The organism is Hydromonas duriensis (assembly GCF_004363775.1).
GTDB lineage: Bacteria > Pseudomonadota > Gammaproteobacteria > Burkholderiales > Burkholderiaceae > Hydromonas > Hydromonas duriensis.
The window spans coordinates 46,160-72,022 of the sequence record NZ_SNZE01000001.1 but is presented as its reverse complement, the minus strand read 5'-3'; the positions used below and the strand labels follow the sequence as shown (position 1 = coordinate 72,022).

The 25,863-nt window shown below is 48.1% G+C and carries 23 protein-coding genes; 4 read left to right on the top strand and 19 right to left on the bottom strand.

Annotated features, from left to right (window positions below; genetic code table 11):
* The first annotated feature begins 8 nt into the window (after positions 1–8).
* Complete coding sequence (locus DFR44_RS00330; protein ID WP_133618717.1) at positions 9–866, top strand: DsbC family protein; 858 nt, start codon at positions 9–11, stop codon at positions 864–866.
* Between the two features lie 102 nt (positions 867–968).
* Here DFR44_RS00330 and DFR44_RS00325 read toward each other — a convergent pair whose 3' ends face one another.
* The 13 genes from DFR44_RS00325 to DFR44_RS00265 all read right to left on the bottom strand — a co-directional run bounded on the left by DFR44_RS00325 (position 969) and on the right by DFR44_RS00265 (position 17,332).
* On the bottom strand, positions 969–1,721 hold the full coding sequence (locus DFR44_RS00325; protein WP_133618716.1) for an S-methyl-5'-thioinosine phosphorylase: 753 nt from the start codon (positions 1,719–1,721) through the stop codon (positions 969–971).
* A gap of 60 nt (positions 1,722–1,781) precedes the next feature.
* On the bottom strand, positions 1,782–3,890 hold the full coding sequence (gene ligA / locus DFR44_RS00320; protein WP_133618715.1) for an NAD-dependent DNA ligase LigA: 2,109 nt from the start codon (positions 3,888–3,890) through the stop codon (positions 1,782–1,784).
* A gap of 16 nt (positions 3,891–3,906) precedes the next feature.
* A complete protein-coding gene (locus DFR44_RS00315; RefSeq protein WP_133618714.1) occupies positions 3,907–5,511 on the bottom strand; it encodes a cell division protein ZipA C-terminal FtsZ-binding domain-containing protein in 1,605 nt (534 codons plus the stop codon).
* Positions 5,512–5,616: 105 nt separating this feature from the next.
* On the bottom strand, positions 5,617–9,141 hold the full coding sequence (gene smc / locus DFR44_RS00310) for a chromosome segregation protein SMC (protein ID WP_133618713.1): 3,525 nt from the start codon (positions 9,139–9,141) through the stop codon (positions 5,617–5,619).
* Between the two features lie 160 nt (positions 9,142–9,301).
* Positions 9,302–10,183: an alpha/beta fold hydrolase gene (locus DFR44_RS00305; RefSeq protein WP_133618712.1), complete on the bottom strand. Its 882-nt coding sequence runs from the start codon at positions 10,181–10,183 to the stop codon at positions 9,302–9,304.
* A gap of 9 nt (positions 10,184–10,192) precedes the next feature.
* Complete coding sequence (locus tag DFR44_RS00300; RefSeq protein ID WP_246011995.1) at positions 10,193–11,344, bottom strand: deoxyguanosinetriphosphate triphosphohydrolase; 1,152 nt, start codon at positions 11,342–11,344, stop codon at positions 10,193–10,195.
* A 21-nt stretch (positions 11,345–11,365) separates the two neighbouring features.
* On the bottom strand, positions 11,366–12,442 hold the full coding sequence (gene aroB / locus DFR44_RS00295; protein ID WP_133618710.1) for a 3-dehydroquinate synthase: 1,077 nt from the start codon (positions 12,440–12,442) through the stop codon (positions 11,366–11,368).
* A 23-nt stretch (positions 12,443–12,465) separates the two neighbouring features.
* On the bottom strand, positions 12,466–13,074 hold the full coding sequence (locus DFR44_RS00290; protein WP_133618709.1) for a shikimate kinase: 609 nt from the start codon (positions 13,072–13,074) through the stop codon (positions 12,466–12,468).
* Between the two features lie 9 nt (positions 13,075–13,083).
* Complete coding sequence (locus DFR44_RS00285) at positions 13,084–14,616, bottom strand: type IV pilus secretin PilQ (protein ID WP_162845098.1); 1,533 nt, start codon at positions 14,614–14,616, stop codon at positions 13,084–13,086.
* Positions 14,603–15,232 carry a pilus assembly protein PilP gene (locus DFR44_RS00280; RefSeq protein WP_246012008.1) on the bottom strand — a complete coding sequence of 210 codons (630 nt, stop codon included), beginning with the start codon at positions 15,230–15,232 and terminating at the stop codon, positions 14,603–14,605. Before DFR44_RS00280 ends, DFR44_RS00285 begins: the two co-directional genes overlap by 14 nt.
* Positions 15,232–15,831: a hypothetical protein gene (locus DFR44_RS00275; protein WP_133618706.1), complete on the bottom strand. Its 600-nt coding sequence runs from the start codon at positions 15,829–15,831 to the stop codon at positions 15,232–15,234. Before DFR44_RS00275 ends, DFR44_RS00280 begins: the two co-directional genes overlap by 1 nt.
* Positions 15,828–16,388: a hypothetical protein gene (locus DFR44_RS00270; RefSeq protein ID WP_133618705.1), complete on the bottom strand. Its 561-nt coding sequence runs from the start codon at positions 16,386–16,388 to the stop codon at positions 15,828–15,830. The genes DFR44_RS00275 and DFR44_RS00270 overlap by 4 nt, the downstream gene beginning before the upstream one ends.
* On the bottom strand, positions 16,385–17,332 hold the full coding sequence (locus DFR44_RS00265; RefSeq protein WP_133618704.1) for a type IV pilus biogenesis protein PilM: 948 nt from the start codon (positions 17,330–17,332) through the stop codon (positions 16,385–16,387). The genes DFR44_RS00270 and DFR44_RS00265 overlap by 4 nt, the downstream gene beginning before the upstream one ends.
* 157 nt (positions 17,333–17,489) lie before the next feature.
* Between DFR44_RS00265 and DFR44_RS00260 the strand changes: the two genes are divergently transcribed.
* On the top strand, positions 17,490–19,964 hold the full coding sequence (locus DFR44_RS00260; protein ID WP_133618703.1) for a PBP1A family penicillin-binding protein: 2,475 nt from the start codon (positions 17,490–17,492) through the stop codon (positions 19,962–19,964).
* A gap of 87 nt (positions 19,965–20,051) precedes the next feature.
* On the opposite strand, the gene tadA is transcribed toward DFR44_RS00260, so the two are convergent.
* From tadA to DFR44_RS00230, 6 genes are all read right to left on the bottom strand, one after another.
* Complete coding sequence (gene tadA, locus DFR44_RS00255; protein ID WP_133618702.1) at positions 20,052–20,540, bottom strand: tRNA adenosine(34) deaminase TadA; 489 nt, start codon at positions 20,538–20,540, stop codon at positions 20,052–20,054.
* Positions 20,540–21,667 carry a glutamate 5-kinase gene (gene proB, locus DFR44_RS00250; RefSeq protein WP_211336871.1) on the bottom strand — a complete coding sequence of 376 codons (1,128 nt, stop codon included), beginning with the start codon at positions 21,665–21,667 and terminating at the stop codon, positions 20,540–20,542. The genes tadA and proB overlap by 1 nt, the downstream gene beginning before the upstream one ends.
* 29 nt (positions 21,668–21,696) lie before the next feature.
* Positions 21,697–22,872, bottom strand: a complete 1,176-nt coding sequence (cgtA, locus tag DFR44_RS00245; RefSeq protein WP_133618701.1) for an Obg family GTPase CgtA — start codon at positions 22,870–22,872, stop codon at positions 21,697–21,699.
* A gap of 110 nt (positions 22,873–22,982) precedes the next feature.
* The gene (gene rpmA, locus DFR44_RS00240) at positions 22,983–23,237 is read right to left on the bottom strand and encodes a 50S ribosomal protein L27 (RefSeq protein ID WP_133618700.1); all 255 of its coding nucleotides are present in this window, start codon (positions 23,235–23,237) and stop codon (positions 22,983–22,985) included.
* A 96-nt stretch (positions 23,238–23,333) separates the two neighbouring features.
* Positions 23,334–23,645 (bottom strand): 50S ribosomal protein L21, encoded by a 312-nt coding sequence (gene rplU, locus DFR44_RS00235; RefSeq protein ID WP_133618699.1) that lies wholly within the window; start codon positions 23,643–23,645, stop codon positions 23,334–23,336.
* 142 nt (positions 23,646–23,787) lie between these two features.
* Positions 23,788–23,952, bottom strand: a complete 165-nt coding sequence (locus DFR44_RS00230; RefSeq protein WP_133618698.1) for a rubredoxin — start codon at positions 23,950–23,952, stop codon at positions 23,788–23,790.
* A gap of 140 nt (positions 23,953–24,092) precedes the next feature.
* Between DFR44_RS00230 and thiD the strand changes: the two genes are divergently transcribed.
* Both thiD and serB read left to right on the top strand, forming a co-directional pair.
* Positions 24,093–24,986 carry a bifunctional hydroxymethylpyrimidine kinase/phosphomethylpyrimidine kinase gene (gene thiD / locus DFR44_RS00225; RefSeq protein ID WP_133618697.1) on the top strand — a complete coding sequence of 298 codons (894 nt, stop codon included), beginning with the start codon at positions 24,093–24,095 and terminating at the stop codon, positions 24,984–24,986.
* A 16-nt stretch (positions 24,987–25,002) separates the two neighbouring features.
* Complete coding sequence (gene serB / locus DFR44_RS00220; RefSeq protein ID WP_133618696.1) at positions 25,003–25,848, top strand: phosphoserine phosphatase SerB; 846 nt, start codon at positions 25,003–25,005, stop codon at positions 25,846–25,848.
* Positions 25,849–25,863 lie beyond the last annotated feature (15 nt).

Sequence of the window (25,863 nt, the reverse complement as noted above, 5' to 3'; positions counted from 1 at the left end):
GTACAATCATGATTTTTTCAAACAACCCGTCATCGGACACGACTGACGCACAAATCAACGAGCAAAATATGTTAAAAAAACCTTGGCTTCGCGTTTTCGCTTTTATTGTTTTAGTCTTTATGAGTGCAGCAACAGGTCTGTCTGTTTTGGCACAAGCCAAAACACAATCTGCTTTAGTGAAAAGCAACAATGCCGATACAACCGCGCTGCCTGCTGACTTGGCTGCGATTAAAAATGCTTTTGAACTCAAGTTTGAACAATCAAAAGTCAAAAACATTCGCAAAACACCTTTTAAAGACATTTATGAGTTGCAATTGAACCAAAATGAGCTGGTGTACACCAATGCGACAACGGATTTTGTGATGGTGGGTCATTTGATTAACACACAAGACATGCGCAACCTGACTCAAGAACGCGCAGAAGAGCTGGCTAAAATTGATTTTAAATCACTGCCTTTGGCGCAAAGTTTTGTATTGACTAAGGGTGATGGCAGTCGTCAAATTGCCATTTTTGAAGATCCGAACTGCGGCTATTGCAAACTATTCCGTAAAACACTGGAAAAAACAGACAACATCAAGGTGTATACGTTCGTCATTGATATTTTAGGCCCAGACTCAACTGCCAAAGCCAAGCAATTACTATGCGCCAAAGACCCCGTGCATGCTTGGGACAATTGGATGTTACACAATGAAATGCCCGCACAATCCTCACAATGCGACACCAGCATTTTAGAAAAAAATCGTCAACTCGCCGCTTCTTTAGGTGTAACGGGTACACCGACGATTTTCTTCGTCAACGGTACTCGCGCCCCTGGTGCAATTCCACCTGAGGATTTTCAGCAGCGTTTAGCAAACAGTTCAAAATAAAATACCCACGTAAAAAAACCGTCATTTGCTTGACGGTTTTTTTTACGGTGTCACTCTCAAGTTTAATCAATATGCATCAATATTTTCCAAAGGATAATCAGATTATTGACTTTCAGTCACATCCTGCGCCACCCACTGCAACAGCACATTTTCCACTTTCACTAAACTTTGCTCACGCAAAGCTCGCCATTGATTTAAATCATGCGCCAAACTTTCGCCTACGCCTGAAGCATAATTGGTACATACGGTAATCGCGGCATAAGTCAAACCCAACTCTTTAGCCAAAGCCGCCTCGGGCATCAAGGTCATGCCCACCACATGCGCACCGTCACGGGTCATGCGTTTGACTTCTGCACGGGTTTCGAGACGGGGGCCATTGGTGCAAGCATAAGTGGCTTGCGTCACTACATTTTCGCCCGCTTTTTTAGCTGCATGCATAAGCACGCCTCGGGCCGCGCGGTCGAAAGGCTCGGATAGGTCCGTGTAAACAATCGGGTGATCTGGGCCTTCAAAATACGTGCCAATCCGCCCATGCGTGTAATCAATCGCATCATCAGGCATCACCAATTGACCTGGCTGAATGGAGTCAACCATACTGCCTGCACTGCCAATTGCGCAAATTGTGTCCACACCCATTTTTTGCAAAGCCCATAAGTTGGCGCGATAATTAATTTGATGCGGTGCGAGTGTGTGGCCATAACCATGTCGATTTAAAAATATCACTTCGACCCCAGCCAGCTCGCCAATGGTCAAAGCACATGATGGCTCACCAAACGGCGTACGAACGATTTCGCGTCGTACATTCTCAAAATGAGTGAGCCGTTGTAAACCACTGCCTGCAATCACACCTAACATAGTTTTTCCTCTTCTTTTGTTATAAAAATTGTTATACGCACTTATTGACCAATTATCCAACTATTGTTCGAGCATGTTCAGCATCGCAGTTTCATCCAAAATCGCCAGCCCTAAGGCTTGAGCTTTTTCTAGTTTAGAACCTGCTTCTGCTCCTGCAACAACAAAATCGGTTTTACTCGAAACACTACCTGTGACCTTTGCGCCCGCGGCTTCAAGCAAGGCTTTTGCCTCGTCGCGACCCAAGGTCGGCAACGTCCCCGTGAGCACGACGGTTTTGCCAAAAAACGCCCCTTGTTCAGCATCCGTCTTAACTTGCGGCGTCACGTCGTCCCAATGTAGACCGCATTGTATCAAAGCCTTGATGACCGTTTGATGACGCTCGTCTGCAAAAAAAGTCACTATTGCTTGCGCCACAACAGGGCCAACATCAGGCACTTCACACAAAGCCTCAAAGCTCGCTTGTTCGATGAGGTCGAGTCGACCAAAATGCTGTGCGAGTGCTTTGGCGGTGGCTTCGCCCACATGCCTGATGCCCAAGGCATAAATGAATCGTGCCAATGTTGTGCGTTTAGACGCCTGTAGGGCATCGTATACATTTTGCGCTGACTTTTGAGCCATTCGCTCCAATTGAGCCAGTTGCTCTACATTCAATGTGTACAAATCATCGGGCGTTTTAACCAAACCCACATCAACCAATTGTTCAATCAGTTTGTCTCCTAAACCATCGACATTAATCGCTCGACGTTGAGCGAAATGAATCAAACTTTGCTTAACCTGCGCGGGACAAATCAAACCGCCTGTGCAACGAGAGACGGCTTCACCTTCTTCTCGTAAAATGGGTGAATGGCACTCTGGACAAGTCGTCGGCATCACAAAAACCCGTGCATCATTGGGACGCAGCTCAAGCACGCTCATCACCACTTCTGGAATCACGTCGCCTGCCCGTCTAACCACAACCGTGTCGCCAATCCTTACATCTTTACGCATCAACTCATCAATATTGTGCAAGGTTGCATTGCTGACCACCACACCACCGACCTCAACAGGCGCGAGCCGTGCCACGGGCGTAATGGCGCCTGTGCGTCCGACTTGCACATCAATTTCCAGCACAGTTGTCGTCATCTCCTGCGCAGGAAACTTATGAGCGATGGCCCAGCGTGGTGAACGGGAGACAAAACCCAAGGCTTTTTGTTGAGTGATGTCGTTCACTTTATACACCACCCCGTCAATGTCAAAAGGCAAGGTGTCGCGTTGTGTTTGAATGCTTTCGTAAAAACTGAGTAAACCGTGCGCCCCTTTGACAACACAATCGAGGCTGTATACGGGTAATCCAAACGCCGCGAGTTGGGTCACGACGTCGTGAAAATTTTTAGGCGTCCAAGTTGAAGTGGTTGAGCCGTCTTCGGTCTGACCAACGCCATAAGCAAAAAAAGACAATTTACGTTGTGCAGTGATGCTGGAATCCAATTGGCGTAAACCGCCCGCAGCGGCATTGCGTGGATTGGCAAATAACTTTTCGCCTTTCAGCGACTGGGCCACATTAAGGGCTTCAAAATCTTTGCGCTGCATCAACACTTCGCCACGTACTTCCAACACATCAGGCGGAGTCTGGGTCAATAAACGCAAAGGAATCGAACGAATCGTGCGCACATTTTCAGTCACATCTTCGCCCGTTTGCCCATCGCCGCGCGTCGCCGCCTGAACCAAAATGCCTTTTTCGTAACGCAAATTAATGGCCAAACCGTCAAATTTAACTTCAACGGCATACATCACCTGTTCATCTTCGCCCAGTAAATCGGCCTCATGTAGTTCATCACGCATGCGCGTATCAAACGCCTCGACATCGTCACGACTAAAGGCGTTCGCCAATGACAACATCGGCATCGCATGTTGCACCTTTTTAAAAGCATCCAATGGCGCCGCACCCACACGTTGGCTCGGCGAATCAGCGGTGATGAGGTTCGGATATGTGTGTTCAAGCGCCAACAATTCATTAAACAAGGCATCGTACTGCGCGTCACTGATGACAGGCGCATCGTTCACATAATAGGCTTGGTTATGGCGAGCAATCTCTTCACGCAGGTTTTGCAAACGAAAGCGTACCTCATCTGCTGGTTTTTTGGGTGCGCCGTCTTCGGCGAATAAATCTAAATTGTCGGTAGTATTCATTGTATAAATCTAGCTTTTAAACTGTACTGCCTTGCAACAGGCGTTTCATCGTGATGGAGCCTGCGGGTACGCCCAATGTCGCCAATTGCTGAATGTATGCGGGGATGTGTTCAGCCGCATGCGTAAACAGCGCATCTGACGAAATGTCATGGCCTACGCTGTTGCACCAATTGGCTTGTAGCGCATAGGCCAGTTGGTTCATGTCATGCCACAAACGCTGCTCTGCTTGATACGAGACTTCGACACGCGACACATCCAAACAAAAAGACAACGTATGAACATGCATGGTCGCCAAAGTATCGCGGAAAAATTCTTGCGCTCGCGGATTGTTCACATCATTGAGCACACGATACAAAATACGACCGTTGGCATGACGCGCCACATATTGACCGTTTTCATCAAGTTGTAAGCCCCATTGCGTCATTTGTTGATGCACCTCATACGCGGGCCACAAACCTTGTGGCTTGCACAGTTGAACGACCATAGGTGCGCCGAGACGCTTGGATAAATCATGCAAATACAAAGCATAATTCGCCAATGCCGCAGGGTCAGGCCATGCGCTCACATGAGCCGCCAAGCGTTTCGCCAAACGTTGCGCCAGTTCAAACCAATCGTGAATCAATTGGCTATCGGCATATTCCGCCGCATTGGCAAGTTGTAACGTCAAACGCAAACCGCTGTACAAAGCCCCCATTTCCAACGGCAGCCATTGGCGTGCCGCATTTGGATTGTCGCTGTGCATCGCTGCAACTTGTCCTGCACGCAAGCCAAACAATTTCAAAGGCAAATCGGTATCCAAACGTAAATCGTACAAAGCACGCTCGATGTCTTGCGCATTTTTGGGCTGACTGACCATCAAATCGAGCACGCCGTCAATCGCATAAATCGGCTCTGGATGGGTGCTGTCCACCCACGACGAGAAACGGATTAACGGTTCAAACACGCTTAAAGTTGCTTGTTCGGTTAAATCTTGTTGACTAAAAAATTGCGGGTCTTCGGCAATCTTCTCTTCTTCATTTAACATCGCTTCTGTTGATTCTGTTGGTTCTGTTGAAATAGGCTCACTGGATTCAACATCATCAATAGAGGCAATTGAATCTGTAGGCGCAACAGGCTGGTTCAGCTCGCTCAGTTCAGTCGACTCATCAACAGCCCCATCAATGACATTCGATTCGAGTTCAACAACAGACGCTGCCTCAGTCTCTTGCGTAATTGGCTCAGAAGAGTGGCTCGCCACATCGGACAAGTCTTCTGTCTTTTCTATTTTCTCCGTTTTGGAAAATGCAGGCTCAGTCGTATGGATGGACTTGATGGACGCCACGTCACGGGGCATGACGACAGGTGGCATCTGTGAACGCACGTAAATATCCGATGCAACAGGCGCTTGCGCCATCTTAGCAGCGACTGAAGAACTGGAGTGCGGGGCGATGTCGCTCTCAAATTCACCGATCAGCGTCTCTTCATGCCCTTTATCGTAAAAACCAGCTTGCCCCTTGGTTTTAGCTTTACGGGCTGGACGTTGTGAGCGTTGAGCTCGCATGATTTGCCAATAACTGTAGCCGCCTAAAGCAGCCAGCAACATCACAACCATTATCAATGTGGAGAGTTCAAACTCACTCATGTTTTAACTTTCTATCTACGGCATGTGTGTACAAGGCTTGCGCCACCCTAATCCCTTAGAGCAAGCCTACTCGTCAAATTTTAATTCGTTACAAAAAAGCAGGTTTTAAACACCCGCCAATTCTAAAGCAGACTCCATATCAACCGCCACCACACGCGACACGCCTTGCTCTTGCATGGTGACACCGACCAATTGATTGGCAATTTCCATGGTGATTTTGTTGTGCGAAATAAATAAAAACTGTGTTTGCGTTGACATTTTTTTAACCAGCTGCGAGAAGCGTTCCGTATTGGCATCATCCAACGGCGCATCCACTTCATCCAATAAGCAAAATGGTGCAGGATTGAGGCGGAACAATGCGAAGACCAATGCTGTCGCCGTCAACGCTTTTTCACCACCCGACAACAGATGAATGGTCGAGTTGCGTTTACCTGGTGGTTGCGCCATGACCTGAACGCCCGCGTCTAAAATTTCATCGCCCGTCATAATCAAACGCGCTTCACCACCACCGAACAATTCTGGGAACAATTCACCAAAATTTTTATTCACAGCATCAAACGTACCTTGCAGCAGGTCACGGGATTCTTTATCAATTTTCGCAATCGCGTCTTCTAGCGTGTTAATCGCTTCCAGCAAATCCGCCATTTGAGCGTTTAAGAAACCTTGCCGCTCTTGCGCAACCGTCAACTCGTCGAGCGCGGCCAAATTGACTGCCCCCAAGGCATTAATTTGATTATTTAAACGCGTAATCTCACCCTGCAACGCCGAGGCTTTCGTCGTGTCGTGCATGCTTTCAGCGAGTTTAGCGCGCAGGGCCACCACGTCAACTTGTGCATCGCGCAGCTGTTCGGCGAATTGTTCTTGGTTCAATCGAGCCGCCTGCTCCGCCAGTTGCAATTGCATAATGGCATCACGACGCGGCTCAATGTCGCGTTCCATTTTCAAGCGGGTTTCGTCCGCCATTCGCAATTCATGCGTCAACGCATCGGCATTCGCTCGTGCCAAGGCCAAAGCCTCCTCACGCTCAACACGGATGCCCAAGGCCTCTTGCAGACCTTCATTGCTCGACACATCTTCAAACTCTTCAAGCTGCGTGTGCAATTCTTCTAAACTGTTCTGCAAAAACTCCAACTGTTGTTCACTGGCGTTTTGGTTATATTCGACATCGCTGATGCGCTGAGTCAAATTTTGCACTCGGTATTGCGCATCACGCACCTGATTTTCGATGTCGCGCAAGCGACCGCGCATGGCAGACACCTGTTGCTCCAAATCGTCATAGCTGGCTTGGGCGTCGTGCCACTTGGCCTGCGCCTCCATCAAGTTTGCATCGCCTTCATCAAACAACGCTTGCGCTTCGAGTTTTTGCGCCAACAATTCTTCTTCTTGAATGACAATTTCAGCCAATTCATCGTCAATTTGTGCATGACGCGCCATCATTTGTTGACTGGCCAAACTGACTTTTTGCACTTGCATTTGCAACTCATGCACACGCGCAGTCGTTGATTGAACTTGAGCGCGCGCCGCTGCTTGTTGCTGCGTATAAGCGTCTACTTGGTGCTGCAAACGGCGCAGTTCATCCTCGGCTTCATCCGCCAGCATGTCTTGCGCACGCAATTGCACTTGGATATTTTCGATTTCTTGAGCGCGCGCGAGCATGCCCGCCTGCTCACTGTCGGCCACATAAAAGCGCATCGAGTTACGCCCCAATTGGTGTCCCTCTGGCGTGACCAAAACGCCATGCTCGGGCAATTGCTCGCGTAAGCCGTATGCTTCATCCAGCGTCTTTGCCACAAAAACATGGCTCAACCATTTGGGCAAAAGATTCTGTAAAGTCACATCACTGACTTTGACCATCCGCATCAATGGGATGAGGCCTTGCGCTAATTCGGCAGTCGTTGGCGTGGCATCGTTCGCATAAAAACTCAATTTCGATGGTGGCGTGTCATTGAAAAAGTTTTTCACCCAATCCATGCGCGATAATTCTAAACCGCCCATGCGTTCCGCCAAAATCGCTTCTAAGGCATTTTCCCAGCCCGCTTCGATATGAATTTTTTGCCAAAGGCGTTGGCGCGATGCCAAACTGTGTTTTTCTAGCCAAGGGGTTAGTTGACCTTGGCTTTGTACTTTTTCTTGCAGTTGAATCAGCGCGTCATGGCGTGCATTGAGTTGTGCAATCCGTGCTTGCTCATTTTGCGATTTTTCACGGGCGATTTTGTATGCTTCTTGCGCCTGTGGCAAATTTTCTTCAATGTCAAACAGAGCGGCTTGCGCTGTCTCTTGCCGTGACTTTTCATCGTTGAGCTGATGCTCAAGTTGATTCAATTCTTTTGCATCGGCTTGACCAGGGGCAATTTTTTCTTGATTTAAGCGTTCACGGCGCACCATCAAGGCGGCGATTTGACGGTCGGCATTGCGCTGTTCATCGGCGGCGCGAGCGACTTTTTGCTCGACTTGCACATAAGCGGCATGCATGTTCTGCATATTGTGCAACGCTTCACGATGACGTGACTCAAGTTGGGGCAAGTCTTCAGAGGCTTCAAGCAGCTGTTCTTGACGGGCGGCATGCTCTTCCTGCGCCGCTTCGCGCTCAGTTTCCATTGCTAAAGCGTCGTCGGCGAGTTGAATTTTGCGCTCTTGCCATTGCGCCAATTGACTTTTGGTCTGCTCAATTTGTGCTTGAACTCGCGAGCGACCTTCCATGATGTACTTAATCTCCGCCTCAAAACGCGACACCTCGGCGTTCGCTTCGTACAACGCCGCTTGTGCGGCGTGCATGGCATCGGATAAATCATAATGCGCAGCGCGTTTGGTTTCCAGTTCGCTTTCAGCATGACGCAGTTTCGCGATGGATTCTTCTAATTCATTTTGTGCGAGTTGAATTTTGGCGGTGATTTTGTTTTGTTCGCTCAAGGCTTCATCAAGGCGCAACAACCACAAAAAATGTAATTTATCTTGAGCCGCGTCTTGCAAGGCACGATACTGCTGCGCCACTTGCGCTTGCGCCTCCAGTTTTTCGACTTGATTATTTAACTCGCGCAAAATATCTTCAACACGGGTTAAGTTTTCACGCGTGTCATGCAAACGATTTTCGGTTTCACGACGACGCTCTTTGTACTTGGACACGCCTGCGGCTTCTTCTAGGAACACGCGCAGTTCTTCTGGCTTTGCCTCGATGATTCGTGAAATCATGCCCTGACCAATAATGGCATAGGCGCGCGGCCCAAGCCCCGTGCCCATAAAAATGTCTTGCACGTCGCGGCGGCGAACTTGTTGATTATTGATGTAATAGCTCGACCCGCCCTCACGCGTAAGGACGCGGCGTACAGAAATTTCGGCGTATTGACTCCATTGTCCCGCTGCTCGACCTTCATGGTTTTCAAACACCAGCTCGACCGATGCACGCGCCGCAGGCTTTCGGTGACTTGAACCATTGAAAATCACATCGCTCATGGACTCGCCACGTAACTCAGACGCACGCGACTCGCCCAGCACCCAACGCGTGGCATCCATGATATTTGATTTACCACAACCGTTTGGCCCGACCACAGCAACCAGTTGACCCGGCACGTGAAAACTCACGGGGTCGACAAAGGATTTAAAACCAGCTAGTTTGATTTGAGTCAGTCGCACACAACACCTTTAGACATTTGGCTTATTTTAAGCAGCGAAAAAGCGGCACAAACACCGCTTCAGTCACTAAAATCGAGGCGCCATGATACCATTTTTAAGCTTTGAGCTGGCAAAAACACGCGGTATTCAGTCGCATGAGCCCATTCAATTTTATTTAAAATCAAATGGATAGAAAATTATTTTGTATTTCTCGCGCCATCAATTGCGGATTTTGTAAAGGCGCCATGTGACCAAGTGAGGGCAAAACGTGCATAGAATGATGAGGGTGCGATTTTTCCCATCTTTGCCACGACTTCAGAGGAACGACATCGCCTTGTTCTGCACGCCAAACAACGCAAGGGATGCTTAAGCGTTTAAGTGTTGACCACAAATAAGGCGCAGTCATAAAAACCTTCGCTTCCCAAGTCTTGCGAAAACGCAACGTAAAATATGGATGGCTGTCGGTTGTCACTTCTCGTAGACCGTGCTGCGCGTAGTCATTCAACACCTCGCGCGAGATACCTTTAAATAAAGACTTCTTACTTAAAGTATCAACAAACTCTTCACGCGAGCGCCACTGCTCCCGACGTTGCAATGTGCGCTGAACGATTTTAAATAGCTTCATACGTGCCACTTGCGGCAACCAAGCAAAGGCGAGAAAAAAACGTGCGGGAAACACAACGGGTTCTATGAGCAAGATTTGTTTAAACAAATCAGGGCGTTTATCTGCGGCCAATAAGGTGATAACCGCGCCTAAAGAATGTCCAACACCAATAACGCCTTGCGGCGCGAATTGTTCAATGGCCTTAATCAAATCATCCGCCCCGTCTTTCCATGAAAAATGTTTAGAGGCTTGATACGGGCTGCCGTCCCACGTCGCTCGATGGTCGAGTGCATAAACCGTTCGGTTTTGAGCCAACTCACTCAAAAGACGCTGATAACTCCCCGCTGGAAATCCATTGGCATGGGCAAAATGAATCGGCGTTAAGCCCGAATCTTCTTGCGCAAGCCAAACACTTAGCGGTGCATCTTGGTCGTCAATGGTAAGTGTTTGAATGTGCATCCGTGCCCCTTAATTATCCGTCACCGTAAACAGCCGTGTATGTTCTTTGATGGCGTAACGGTCGGTCATCCCTGCAATATAATCGGCGATTCTCAATGCTTGTCGTTGTTGGTCGTCTTTGACTTGATAGTCGGGAGGTAATAAACGCGGGTCGCTGATAAAGGCTTTGAATAAATCATCAAGGATGCGCTGTGCTTTAATACTGCTGCGCATGACTTGATAGTGTCGATACAAATGATCCATGAGGTATTTTTTCAACCGCTGCATTTCAAGGTGCATGTGCTCTGAAAATTGAGCCAATCGCGGGGCGGAGCGCACATCGTCAACCGTTTGAATCTGATGCGATTGAATCTGTGCCGCAGTGGTGGTGGTTAAGTCGACAACCATCGCGTTAATCATGCGCCGTACCGTTTCCAGCACCTCTCGTCGCCCTGTTAGATTGGGGTAACGCTGCCTCACTTCATCATGGTACTGGGCAAATAGTTGGATGTCGCGCATGCCTTCGATGGTTAAAATGCCTGAGCGCAAGCCATCATCAATGTCATGATTGCTATACGCTATGGCATCGGCGATATTGGTCAACTGCGCTTCAAGGGTGGGCTGTGTTCCATCCAAGAACCGTTGCCCAACTTCGCCGAGCTGCTCCGCCTTGCTGCGTGCGCAGTGCTTTAATATGCCTTCGCGGGTTTCGAAAGTTAAGTTTAAACCGTCAAACGCACCGTAGCGTTCTTCCAAAACATCAACGATGCGCAGGCTTTGTAAGTTGTGTTCAAAGCCGCCAAAATCGCGCATGCACGCATGCAAGGCATCTTGCCCAGCGTGTCCAAATGGCGTGTGACCCAAGTCATGAGACAGGGCTATGGCTTCAATCAAATCTTCATTCAAACGCAAGTTGCGTGCCAATGCGCGTGAAATTTGTGCCACTTCCATGCTGTGGGTCAAGCGTGTGCGAAACAAATCGCCCTCATGGTTCACAAACACTTGAGTTTTGTACTCCAAGCGACGAAATGCGGTTGCGTGAACGATGCGGTCGCGGTCGCGTGCGTAAGGGCTGCGTTCGGGGCTGGCGGCCTCGGGGTGTAACCGACCACGCGAGGTTTCGGCACGTGCGGCGTAAGGGGCCAATTGGGATTCATAAAAAAAAGCGGCGGGGCTGTTCATCATTAGTCCAGTATGATTTTTTTAAGCGCAAACGTGTAGTGTTGCGCGCAATACGTCTTCAGGGACATCACGGATGACCGCTCGGCCGATGCCGTCCAGCAGTACAAATTTAATGTACCCCGCATCGGATTTTTTGTCGAGTTTCATCATGTTAATCATATTGTCGATGCCAAGTTGCGGTGGCTCGACGGGCAAGCCTGCGGCTTGAACAACGCGGCGAATGCGCTCGACTTCGTTCGCAGTCAACATGCCCAAGCGTTGTGACAAGTCCGCGGCCAAAATCATGCCTGCGCCAACCGCTTCGCCATGCAACCATTCGCCATAGCCCATGCCCGCTTCAATCGCATGACCAAACGTATGACCAAAATTTAATATCGCGCGCAACCCGCCTTCGCGTTCGTCTTGCGCCACAACTTCTGATTTAATTTCGCATGAGCGAACAATGGCATGAACTAGGCTTTCGCTATCTTTACGCATGAGCTTGGGTGTGTTGGCTTCAAGCCATTCAAAATAAGCCGCGTCATAAATCGCGCCATGCTTAATCACTTCGGCCATACCCGCTGATAATTCACGTTGCGGTAGGGTGGCAAATACATTTAAATCAGTCAACACGAGTTGCGGTTGATAAAACGCACCAATCATGTTTTTGCCTAGAGGATGGTTAATGCCCGTTTTACCACCGACCGATGAATCGACTTGTGAGAGCAAAGTGGTGGGAACTTGAATGAAAGGCACGCCACGCATATACGCAGCAGCGGCAAAACCCGCCATATCGCCGACGACACCACCGCCCAAAGCGATCAGGGTTGTGCGGCGGTCGCACTGTTGTTGGAGCAATACGTCAAAAATCGTATTGAGCGTCTCTAAATTTTTATACTGCTCTCCCGTCGGCAACATGTGTACATGTACGGTTTTACCGATGGCTTTAAGCGTTTCGACCAATTGTTGAGCATATAAAGGCCCCACCATGTCATTGGTGACGATTAATACGGTACTGCCTTGAATCGCGCGTTTTAAGTGCGCTGTGTCGTGCATGGCGTGTTCGCCAATCACTATCGGATAGGCTCGGTCGCCCAGTTCAACATGGATTGTTTTCATGATTAAAACCTCGTTTCAATTCGTTAATGTGTATCGGGTTGACCCTGCGCTTGAGCTATTTTTTGCGTTAAAGCCTCTAAAATGTGGGTTGCGACTTGCACCACTTGACCTGAGCCTGTGGTGACGATGATGTCGGCCACTTGAGAATACAGTGGGTGACGTATTTCGTGCATTTTTTTCAATGTGCCGAGCGGGTCTGGGTTTTGCAACAAAGGGCGATTGCGGTCGAATCGGGTGCGCACGAGTAGCTTTTCGGGCGTGGTCGATAAATAAATCACCCAGCTGTTTTTTTTCAACGCAGTTCGATTGTCTTCACGTAAGACCGCGCCGCCGCCTGTAGCAATAATGACTTGTTTTTTTTCGCTTAACTCTTGAATCATTTTCGCTTCGCGCTCGCGAAAACCCGCTTCGCCTTCAAATTCAAAAATCGTCGGAATGGAGGCGCCTGTACGATGAATAATTTCTTCATCCGAGTCAAAAAAAGGACGGTTCAACGTGGCGGCCAATAGACGGCCTACTGTTGATTTACCCGAGCCCATCAAGCCAACAAGACTGATATTGGGCAGTTGCGACAACAATGCTTGCTGTGTTGGACTGATGGGGATGCTGTGTGGAATACGTTTTTTACTCATTATATGAACTCATGGCTCAAACCGCGCGACCTTGGAGCCGCTAACGGGCAGCGAATGCCCTTGCTCATCCAGTACATGCGGTGTGAGGAAAATTAGCAACTCCGTTTTTGAAGTGCTTTTGTTGGTGTTTTTAAATAAATGACCTAACAGTGGAAGGTCTCCCAGCAAGGGGACTTTTTCAACCCGTTTATCACTGGCTTCTTGGTAAATCCCGCCAATGACCACCGTTCCACCATTTTCAATTTTAACTTGTGTTTTCACATGCTTGGTGTTGATGGTATAACCTGCGCTGGTCAATGTACCCACCGAGTCTTTCGAGACATCGACATCCATCACCACATCGCCTTTAGGCGTGATTTGTGGCGTCACTTCTAGCCTTAGGCTGGCTTTACGAAAAGATACGGATGTCGCTCCCGAGCTGTTGGCTTGCTGTTGATATGGAATTTCTGTACCTTGTTCTATCACGGCCGTGACATTATTGCTCGTGACCACACGCGGACTGGAAATCACCTTGCCCTTGCCGTCGGTTTCCAACGCGCTGACTTCTAGGTTCACAAAACGACTTAAACCTGAGCTGTATAAACTCAAAGCCAAACTCGCTGCGGGCGTGCCCATGCTGTTGGACGAGGCGGGGAAGTTAATCATATTACCGACCGTGGTGGTATTGACTTGCCCCGTTGCCCCTAATACGTTGAGCATGTTATTACCAAACGTCACGCCTGAGCGAACAGGCACTGAAATATTTTTGCTTGAATCGAGCGGGTCGGAGACTTGAGTAAAACCTGAATGACTGGCATCATTAAAACCCAACTTGACGCCTAGACTACGAGAAAAGCTGTCATCGGCTTCAACAATACGCGCTTCAATCAAGACCTGCCTTGCAGGCACATCTATCTTATTCATGAGCTGCCGTATTTGCGCCACACGGCTGGGCGAATCTTGCACAACCAGTTGGTTGGTTAAAGCATCGGCGGTCACCGCGCCTTGTTTTGACAAGAGCCTTTGACCGTCGCTACCAATCATGCGACGGACATCTTCAGCTTTTTGATATTGCAGTTGAATGACATCGGATTGGCCGTGACTCCCATAAGTCACGCTGCCACTTCCATCATCACTGGACGACAAAGACAAGTCATCCGCGCTCACAAAATATGTATTGTCATTTTGCTCAACTCGCAAACGCTTAGCACGCGCAATCACATCCAGTGCTTGCTTCCACGTTGCCTCTTTCAAGTTCAACGAAACCGTTCCCGTTATCGAATCGTCTGCAACAATGTTCACGCCTGCAGTTTCCCCTAGCACTTGCAGCAATGCACGCACTGGCACGTCTTGAAATGCGAAGGCCATCCGTTTAGTGGTTTCATTAGAAGAGGCACTTTGAGAAAAAGTGGACAGGCTTTGTTCAACCGTCTGAGCCAACGCCGAAAAAGGCGCGCAAAGTATCATCAACAAGCCAAAGCTCAAGCCATGTACATGGCTGACCAGTTCTTGCTTATATAACGGCAACGAATGTTTTGAGTAATGTCTTTTAATTTCGCCCATAAACCATGAGCCTCCCGTCAACCAACAACTGTATTTTTTGTGGTTCAATGGCTTTAACACGCCATTGACCCGCCCCGATGATTTGTCCTTCTCGCACTTTATGCAAGCGCTCACCCACTTTGATGTAGCCCTGAACTTCACCATCGTAATTGAGTATGCCTACATATTTGAAGTCATTTAAGCCAATTTGATTCAAATCCAGCGTCTGTGTCTGCTTCACTGGAGCGGGCTGAATCAACACCGTTGAAGAAGTCATTAAATCATCAAAGGCAAGCTCATTCAGACGTGATGTTTCCTCAACAGATGAACGAGACCCCGTTTTGCCCTGAGCACTCGAATGAGCGAAACTGTCTTGAGCGGCCACAGTATTGGTTTCATTACTGCTCCCATCAAACACGGGGGTTATATCGTCAGGCAAACCAAGGGTTAACAGTCGATTGTTACCTCGTTCAATTTCAACTTGAACAGGAGGCGGTGAACTCACTTTCGCCATCCATATGATGGCTTGTGAAGGATGGTTTAATTCAGGTAACGCTGTATTTTTTGACTGTATTGGATGTTGTTCAACACACCCAGCCAAACCGATTAACAACAGGGCAGTCACATGCTTTTTCATCACATCGGCTCCGCTGCAAAGACAATTCGCGCCTGCCACTGCACAACTCCAGAAGCGATGCCTTGTACAGTCATTTCATCTACACTCAAAATATCATCACGAGCGGACAGCGCAGCCACCCATTTTAACAAGGCGGCATACTCACCCTCGCCACTGACATTAACCTGCCCAACACGCGAGCTATTGACAAAGTCGGCACCACTTGGCTTCTGAATAGGGGGCTGCTCATTTGATACGTAAATAGGTGTGACTTTTAATGTCCGAAAGCCAGCCGATTGGCTCATCAAAGCAAAATCGCTCAACCAATTGGCCCGTTCTGTTTTCGGTATTGTTTTAACCACTGGAACCATCGAACGTGAGGGAAGGTCAGACAACTGAACCGCTTGCACGTATTTTTCTTGTAAAAGAGCGGTCTGCTGCTGTGCAGCTTGCCACTCTCGATATTTAGGCCAGACACACAAATAACTTAACACCGCCACCAGCATCAATCCGCCAAACAATTCAAACAACCGACGTGGTGTATTCGGCCAAAAAGCCATCTGCGCCACATCTAAGTCACGCCATTTTTTAACTTGTGAAGATAACAATTGAGTGGTCATTGCATCACCACCTTAGTGCGGTTCGGCGTGTCTTCTTTGACTGTTTCTAACTCGGCACTGAACAACCAACGTGTTTGCCCCTTTTCTGTCTTTTGTTCAAATTGAGTTAACTTTAATTGCGGATAACGCTTGGTGTGTTCGGCAAATAGATTCAATGCGTTTTTAGCAAATGTAGGGTTCGTAGTCTGCCCCACCAACGTCAATTTATCATCTGTCTGTTTTGCATTTAAAAAACTCACTTCAGCACTAGAGGCTTCAGCCAAGCGCACCATCCAATCCAACTGCCCTGCATGACGATAACGCCAGTCCGACCATTGTTGAGCCTCGTTACTGGTTGAAGCACCTGCTTGGGCTTGCATCTGAGCAATTTCTTGAGTCAACATGTCGTTGACCAATGTTGTTTGTGAGATGCGCCAATGAACATAAAGCCAAGCACTGCACACACACAAAGCCACTACAGCCACGGTCAAGCACCACTCTGCCCACAAGCGTTTTTGCAAGTTAAGCCGTACCGATTCAGGCGTAGGCCAAAGATTCAACAGTTTTGTATGCTTCATCCTTGCACCTGTGTCGCAAGATGCCATAAACCACCCAGTTTATGCACATCGGCTCTATCAGATAAACTATCAATGCGTTCAGTTAAGACACCTTTTACAGGCACGCCTAATTTTTGTTGCAACGCAAATTTTGCCAAATTCCAATCCACTCCTGAACCCAATCCAAATAAAGCCCGAATGTCCCGCATTTGCTCGCCGCCGAGCCACTGAGTAACCGTCTGAACAATCTCCTCCACCACGAAGCCTGTGGGTAAAAGCACATCAGACTGCCCATCATCAAGCACCGCTTGATATACAAATCCCGCTTGTGTCATCATTTGAGCACTAAACTGGCGTTGTAAATAATGTGCCTGCCCAGAACCATCCACATGCCAAACTGACAATTGGTTACGTTCGACTCGAACCACCAGCACTTTGGCTTGCTGTTCCGAAAAAGCATGGCTCCACACAAAGCATTCAGGACACACCCAGCGCACCTGCCAATTGCCATTAAAAACATGGCCATACACACTCACATCCGACTGTCGTGCAACAGTCATCAAAAGATGTTCTTCTTTCGGGTCTTGGGCCTCACCAAGAGCAACCCAATCATAATAAACATCCGCCATTTGTAGACCGAGCGTTTGAGTGATGTGACGCATCATTTGATAATCACGCTCTTCAGCATCCAGACCTTTAGGTAAACTCAATAGATGAGTATGCACAAAATCCGAAGGCAACATAACCGCAACACACCCTTTAAAACCGTTCAAAATCGGGTTGAGTGCCGATTGCAATGCGTCAGGCGAAACAACCCGCCCAGCAGAAACAGCATGCGCTGAAAGCTTTAACGCACCTGCCTTTAAGACCTTTTCACCTTGACACAGCACATAACGCATCTCGTCATCCACGAGCTGCATCGCCAAAACAGTCTGTTTTTTATCGAAAACACGCCAATTAATCAAAAATGCCTCTGCTTCTCTAATTTTAATTCAACCTTGCCATCGAACTAAACCATGAACGTTTATACTTTTTAAGTTTCTTTGTGACACAAAGTAGTCTTGCGAGTATACAATAAGCGACGTTTGCATGACCTAACTTTACACATAAAAAAACACTCACATGAGCTTAGATAATACACCCAATACAACAAGTAACGAACCCGCTACCGAGCAACCCAATAACAAAGTCAAAGGCCCTTTGTGGCTACGCATTGTTAAAGGTCTAATGCTCGTTGGACTGCTAAGTGCCATTATTATGCCAATTGTTGGCGCGATTTTTGTGACCTTGGCTTGGCCCAACCTGCCTTCAGTTGATTCGCTCAAAGATTACAAACCTCGCATGGCCATGCAGGTATTTACTGAAGACGGACAACTGATTGGCGAATTCGGTGCAGAACGCCGCAAACCCACTTCATTTAAAGACACACCTCAACACTTAAAAGATGCGATTTTAGCCATTGAAGATGCGCGGTTTTATGAGCATCATGGCGTGGACTATTACGGTTTAGGTCGAGCGATTATTAACAATATTTTGCATCCTGGCGAACCACAAGGTGCATCGACCATCACGCAACAATTGGCAAAAAACTTCTTTTTAACCAACGAACGCACCTTGTCTCGTAAAGTATACGAAGCCATGATGGCGGTTAAAATCGAGCAAAACTTGACCAAAGATGAGATTTTAGAACGGTATATGAATCACATCTATTTGGGCGAACGTGCTTATGGTTTTGCTGCGGCAGCCGATATTTATTTTGGCAAAGAAATCAAAGACCTAACCATTGCAGAATCCGCTATGCTAGCGGCATTGCCACAAGCTCCGAGCGCAAACAATCCGATACGTAATCGTACCAACGCCGAATCGCGCCAACAGTATATTTTGCAACGGATGTTTGAACTTGGAAAAATTTCTCAAGCCGATTACCAAAAAGCCAAAGATGAAGTGGTACGCATCATTGACACAAAGACAGCTTCAATCAGCCAACAGTACGCAGTACACGCCGAATACGTTGCGGAAATGGCGCGCCAGCTGATGTTTGACCGCTATAAAGAAGCGGCTTATACCGAAGGTTTGAAAGTTTACACCACCATCAACAGCGAAGAACAAACTGCGGCATACAACGGCGTGCGCAACGCCATCGTCAGCTATGATCGCCGTAAAGGCTACCGTGGCCCAGAAGCCACTTACCCCTTACCAAGTAAACCCGAAGAGCAAATCAAAGCCCTCGATAAAATTTTCGATTCGCATAATGATTTTGACGAAATGCGTGCTGCAGTGGTTTTAGGTGTCAGTGGTGGCAGTGTCAAAGCGGTTCTAGCTGATGGTGAGAACATCAATGTGAACATGAATGTGAAAGCCCCGAGCAAAAACCCAATCAAAGCTGGCTCGGTTATTCGCGTCGTTGAATCTGCGGCTGATGCCACATGGCACATTGCGCAAGTGCCCGAAGTACAAGCTTCTTTTGTTTCAATGTCGACCACCGATGGTGCTATTCGCGCCTTGGTAGGCGGCTTTGACTACAATCTAAGCAAATTCAACCATGTCACCCAAGGCTTCCGTCAACCGGGTTCAGGTATTAAGCCCTTTATTTACTCAGCGGCGATGGAAAAAAACAACATGACGCCCGGCTCCATTGTTAACGACAGCCCAATTAAAATCGGCTCTTGGACTCCGCAAAACTCGGATGGACGGTATTTGGGTCCGATTTCGCTAAGTCAAGCGTTGGCAGGCTCTCGCAACATGGTGTCGATTCGACTATTACAAAGCATCGGCAATGACTATTTCCGTCAATACGCCACTCGCTTTGGTTTTGAGGCGAACCGTATTGACCAATACCTAACTGTTGCGCTTGGTGCGGTTGGCGTCAACAGCTGGCAAATGGCGGGGGCTTACGGCGTATTTGCCAACGGCGGATACAAAGTCAACCCATATATCATCAGTAAAGTAATTGATCGCACAGGCGCAATCATTTTGCAAGCCCAACCGAAAAAAGCTGGCGACCCCGCCAACCGAGTCATCACAGAAAAAAATGCAGCCATGACAGATTCGCTCATGCGCGGTGTCGTACGTAGCGGGACTGCACGTGCTGCAATGGCTTTGGGACGCAATGACATTGCAGGTAAAACAGGGACGACGAATGACGCCGTAGACGCATGGTTCAACGGCTATCACCCTAAACTGGTTGGTATCGCTTGGATGGGCTTTGACAAACCAAAATCACTGGGTGCCAGTGAGTTTGGTGGTACGTTAGCACTGCCTATCTGGATGAGCTACATGAGAGTCGCGCTCAACAAGCAAAAAGTGGAAGCTCACTCTGATAATTTTGAAAAATATGGTTCTGATAACGCAACACCATCAGACCCCACGACCGATACAGGCGTAGACAAACAAACTCCTGAGGAGTTAAAAGTAGACAGCCGCGCGATTCCTCCTGCGAATAGCGAGGCTCGCCAAGCAGCAGAAAAAGTCAATGAAGCGGATGTCAAAGAAGTCAGCAAACCGAAGCCAAACGGCTCTGATCCGTTGACACCGTTTGTATACAGACCTCCTGTGGATAAACCAAAACCTGCAGCCTCTGAACCACCTGCTCCGTAAAATAAAACAGCGAATCTTTTGATTCGCTGTTTTATTTTTAAAGTCGGTGAACTAAAAGCTGAATAAATGAATGTGATGACTTGGCACTCAAGGCTTTTTTGCCAATTGCCGTCGCTCACGAAAAAAAAGCTGTAACAATTCGCGCGCCTCTTGTGCCAAGACCCCGCCCGTTACCTGTGCATGATGATTCAAACGTGCATTATCAAACACATCAAGCACGGAACCTGCTACTCCAGTTTTATAATCATGGGTTGCGAATACAACCCTAGATAAACGAGCGTGCATCATTGCGCCTGCACACATTAAACAAGGCTCTAAGGTGACAAACAACTCGCATTCAGGTAGTCGATAATTTTTCAAAGTCAAACCTGCGGCTCGTAATGCTTGCATTTCCGCATGAGCACTGGCATCGTGCAAAGCTATAGGCTGATTAAAGCCTGTTGCGACCACCTCATCTCGATAGACCACCACCGCCCCTACTGGGACTTCGCCTGCGTCGTAGGCGTGTCGAGCTGCGACCAGCGCCAAGCGCATGAAATATGCGTCGCGTTCTTCAGATGAGTGCCAAGGATGCATTAGACCCGCACCAAGTTATTTCGATGAATCAACTCAGCTTCATCCGCATCACGACCCAATAAATCGCCAAACGTATCGCTCGCATGACGGGCAATGCGCATCGCATCGCCGCTGCTGTAATTAACCAGACCACGGGCTATTTCTAGCCCCTGCTCATCCACACATGCCACGACATCGCCACGGTCGAAAAGACCCTCTACACGCAACACTCCAATTGGCAATACGCTTTTACCAGCATCTTGGACTGCGCGAACAGCCCCTGCATCAAGCACCACACGCCCGCGCAACTGCAAATGGTCAGCCAACCACTGTTGACGAGCAGTGAGCAATGCCACCTGCGCTTTAAGCTCCGTGCCAATGCGCTCGCCTTCAGCTAAACGTGGCAACACATTAAGCTCGCGACCGCTGGCAATCACCGTATGCGCACCGCTTTTCATCGCTCGTTTTGCAGCCAAAACCTTGGTCAACATACCGCCTGTGCCAATGTTGCTGCCTGCGCCTCCCGCCATCTGTTCAAGCTGCAACAAACCAGCTGGAGCGGTTTGAATCAATTGAGCATCTGAATGCTTGCGTGGGTCGGCGGTGTACAGTCCCGCTTGATCCGTTAAAATCACCAATACATCCGCTTCAATTAAATTCGCGACCAGTGCACCCAGTGTGTCGTTGTCACCTACTTTAATTTCATCAGTGACCACGGTGTCGTTTTCATTAATAATCGGTATCACGCCCAAACGCAGCAGCGTAAACATAGCTGAACGGGCATTTAGATAACGTGCGCGATCCGCCAAATCGGCGTGAGTCAATAGAATCTGAGCGGTCGTCAGTTGATGCTTCGCAAATTGAGTTTCATAGACCTGCGCCAGACCCATTTGCCCTACTGCAGCCGCTGCCTGCAACTCATCAATATGGGTCGGTCGCTTACTCCAGCCTAGACGCTTCATGCCCTCAGCAATCGCACCGCTGGAAACCAACACCACCTCTTTACCCAGCGCACGCAAGCAAGCGATTTGTGTCGCCCAACTGGCAATCGCTTGTTCGTCCAAACCTCGACCCTCGTTGGTCACTAAGCTGCTACCCACTTTAACCACGACTCGTTTCGCTGATTTTATAACCGACGCCGACGCCAAGTCAGCGGGCAGATTCCACTCCATCATGCTTAATCCTCAATCTCATCATTGGTTTGCTTATCCAAGCGCGCAGCTACTGCTGCCGCTTTCTCCTCACGAATGCGCTCCATCCGAGCCTGAGATTCTCGATCTGCAATAATTTGTGCGGCTTTATCCGCTAACGCCTGTGCTTCTTTTGCCCGTGCTTCTTCAAGTTTTACTTGGTCGACAAAATTTTGAACCTCGCGCATCAACTCCTCGCAGCCCTCTCGGGTCGCCGCAGAGACTTGAAAGACTTTACCTTCCCAGCCATATGACTTCACAAATTCGGCCACACGTTCCGCACGCTCATCTTCAGGAATCATATCCAACTTGTTCAAGACCAACCAACGTGGTTTTTCATACAAATTTGGGTCATATTTGCGTAATTCCTCAACAATCGCCTTCGCTTCATGCACAGGGTCAATCCCTTCGTGCATGGGGGCTAAATCAACCAAATGCAGCAGAACTCGCGTACGCGCCAAGTGCTTCAAAAACCGATGACCCAAACCCGCACCGTCTGCTGCGCCTTCAATCACACCGGGAATGTCTGCAATCACAAAGCTACGCTCAATGCCCGTGCGCACCACGCCCAAATTGGGATGCAAAGTCGTAAAAGGATAGTCTGCAATTTTCGGCTTTGCATTGGACACCGCCGTAATCAGTGTCGATTTACCCGCATTCGGCATGCCCAACAGCCCGACATCGGCCAAGACCTTGAGTTCCAAACGCAAAGCAAAACGCTCGCCTGCTGTTCCTGGCGTAGATTGACGAGGCGTGCGGTTGGTCGACGATTTAAAATGAATATTACCCAAGCCGCCCTCACCACCTTTGGCGAGCAAAACGCGCTCACCATGAATGGCTAAATCGTGCAACAACTCGCCCGATTCACCATCATAAATCATTGTACCCACAGGTAGTTTCAGGGTGATGTCGTCCCCACCCTTGCCATAACAGTCGGAACCTCGGCCTGCTTCACCTTGTTGTGCTAGAAATTTCTTGGTATAACGATAATCAATCAGTGTATTCAGGTTGTCGTCCGCTTGCGCAAACACGCTACCGCCATTGCCGCCATCGCCACCATCTGGACCTCCGTCTGGTTTATTTTTTTCTCGACGAAAACTCGCCACGCCTTTACCACCGTTGCCTGCGATGACTTCAATATTTGCTTCGTCAATAAATTTCATATCTTTTCCTTAATAGACGGTCTTCCGTGTTGTCCAATTATACCGCGCTCAACCATTTACCCACAAAAAAAGCCCCAAACTTGGGGCTTTTTTTTCACATATCACATCGATTAAGACACGATACTGACTGTGCGGCGTTTTTGCGCGCCCTTGATTGAGAACTGAACCTTACCTTCAACCAATGCGAATAAAGTGTGGTCCTTGCCCATACCCACGCCTTCACCTGCATGGTACTCTGTACCACGTTGGCGAATGATGATGTTGCCTGGAACAATGTGTTCGCCGCCGTACATCTTCACGCCCAAGCGTTTCGATTCTGATTCACGACCATTTCGCGTAGAGCCGCCGCCCTTCTTTTGTGCCATGATGACATCCTTTACATAATTTCTAAACCCAGCCCGCCTGATGCGAACCAGCGTATTTGATTTGTACCGTTAAAAACGAATCTTTAGAATCGACAATTAAGCATTAACTGTTTCGATAACGATTTCAGTGTAGTTTTGACGGTGACCTTGGCGCTTTTGGTAGTGTTTACGACGGCGCATTTTGAAAATGCGTACTTTGTCGTGGCGACCTTGCGACAATACTTTTGCGACGACAGAAGCACCTGACACCAACGGCGTACCCACAACCAAGCCTTCACCCGTACCCACGGCTAAGACTTCGTTCAAGGTAATTTGTTGTCCAACGTCAGCAGCGATCTGTTCTATTTTCAATTTTTGGCCAGCGATAACGCGATATTGCTTACCGCCAGTTTTTATGACTGCGTACATGAATAATTCCTTAAAATTAAAACCCTCTTAACGCACCATTGCGAAAAGAGGGTATATTCTAAAGAATTTCAACAAAGAAATCAAGTAAAACAATCTATTAGCCATATTAGCGTTGTTTCACGTCACGTTTTAAAGGCCTGAATTATATTTCCATCATTTCAAAATCTTCTTTGCGTGCGCCACACTCTGGACACGTCCAATTCATCGGCACGTCTTCCCATTTTGTGCCCGCAGGGATACCGTCTTCAGGTGAGCCTGTTTCTTCATCGTATACCCAGCCACAAATTAAACATATCCACGTTTTCATGTTTTTCCTTTTTACTCAAACTTAACTCAAATGCGCATGCGCACACCACAAACAGGTACAATATTACCATATTGCTGCCTTTTGAATAGATAAGGCTTTGTACCTAATTTTCAACCATATTAACAGTTAACTTATCAATCATGAGCTATCCCATCGTTTTGAGTTTTAACGCACACGACCCTACTGGCGGAGCAGGCATTGCAGGTGACGTAGTCACTTGCGCCAGCTTAGAAACATCTGCGTTTACTGTTCCGACCGCTTTACTGACGGGCGACTTCTCTCAACTGGATGCGGTTTGTCCATTAGATGCGGATTGGATTGATGACCAAGCTCGAACTTTGCTTGAAGATTCAGTAATTCACGCCATTAAAATTGGCGTTTTGCCCGACATCAATATGGTGCGAGTGATTGCTGAAATCATCTCTGATTATCCGCAATTACCTGTGATACTGGCTCCTTCAATTTTGGTGGCCGATGACGATGAAGAAAACGACGCCGATGAAATTTTACGTGCCATTCATGAGCTCATCATACCGAACACTCATTTGCTAATCACACAAAAGCCATTGCTTGCTCAACTGGCTGAAATCAAGCATGATTTTTCCAACCTGAAACAACATGCGCCTGACGCTGTTAGTCGCGCGCACGCACAGGCCATTCTGGGCATGGGTTGCGAATTTGTATTGTTGACCGATGCTTACGCCCCCGACCCTCAAGTTGTGCATCAATTGTTTCATGCGGACGGCTTACTTCGCTCAGACACAACATCACGCCTAACGGACTCTTTTTTAGGTGCAAATACCACCTTATCCGCAGCGATTACGGCCTTAATTGCACACAGCCAACCCACCCCTCAGGCTGTCGGCGAGGCCTTAGAATTTACTTGGCAAACTCTCAAAAAAGGCATAAAAATGGGCATGGGCAAAAAAATCCCTGACCGTTTTTATTGGACTCGCGAAGGGGAAGAGGATGCTGAACCACAAACAAAATCAATCGGAAAACGCCCCACACCATCACCCAGCACACTCCAATAACTCATATCATTCTATTATGAAAATTGTTTTCCAACACCCTTCTAAATTAACCGATGAACTTGTCCACTCTTTGGTTCATCAGCTGCCAGGCGAGTTGCGTCGTGTCAGTGCCACGTGCTTTAAACTTGAAAACACGTTGTTCGACCCCAAAAGCAGCATCCAATTAAAAAATACGGCACAAGCAGCAGGGATTGACATTGCCTTGCTTGAGCGAGATTACAATTGGCAACAATTTAAACTGTTGGCCATGGATATGGACTCAACAGTTATCAATATTGAGTGCATTGATGAAATAGCTGATTTATGCGGAAAAAAAACTGAAGTTGCGGCCATCACTGAAGCGGCTATGCGAGGAGAGATTACAGACTTTAACGAGAGCCTACGTCGTCGCTTGGCCATTTTAGCTGATACTGATGCAGATGTACTGCAGCGCGTATTAGACGAGCGCTTACAACTCAACCCAGGGGCGGAGCGATTGGTAAAGCGAGCCCATGCTCACGGCTTAGAAACTTTACTGGTGTCGGGTGGTTTTAGTTTTTTTACCGATGCAATCAAACAACGTCTGAATTTAACCCATGCACGCTCAAACGAGCTTGAGATTATCAACGGTAAAATCACAGGACGTGTCACCAACACCATCGTCAATGCAGATGTCAAAGCAGCGACAGTACAAGCTTATTGCGAGGCCTTAAATACCCCGTGCAGTAGTGCCATTTGCATGGGAGACGGCGCAAATGACTTGGCCATGATGAGCATCAGTGGTTTATCAGTCGCCTACCACGCCAAGCCACGCGTGCAAGAGAAGGCCATGATTAGCTTTAACCATATGGGTTTAGACGGTTTAATTGAAATCTTAAACTGAAAATAAAAGTGAAAG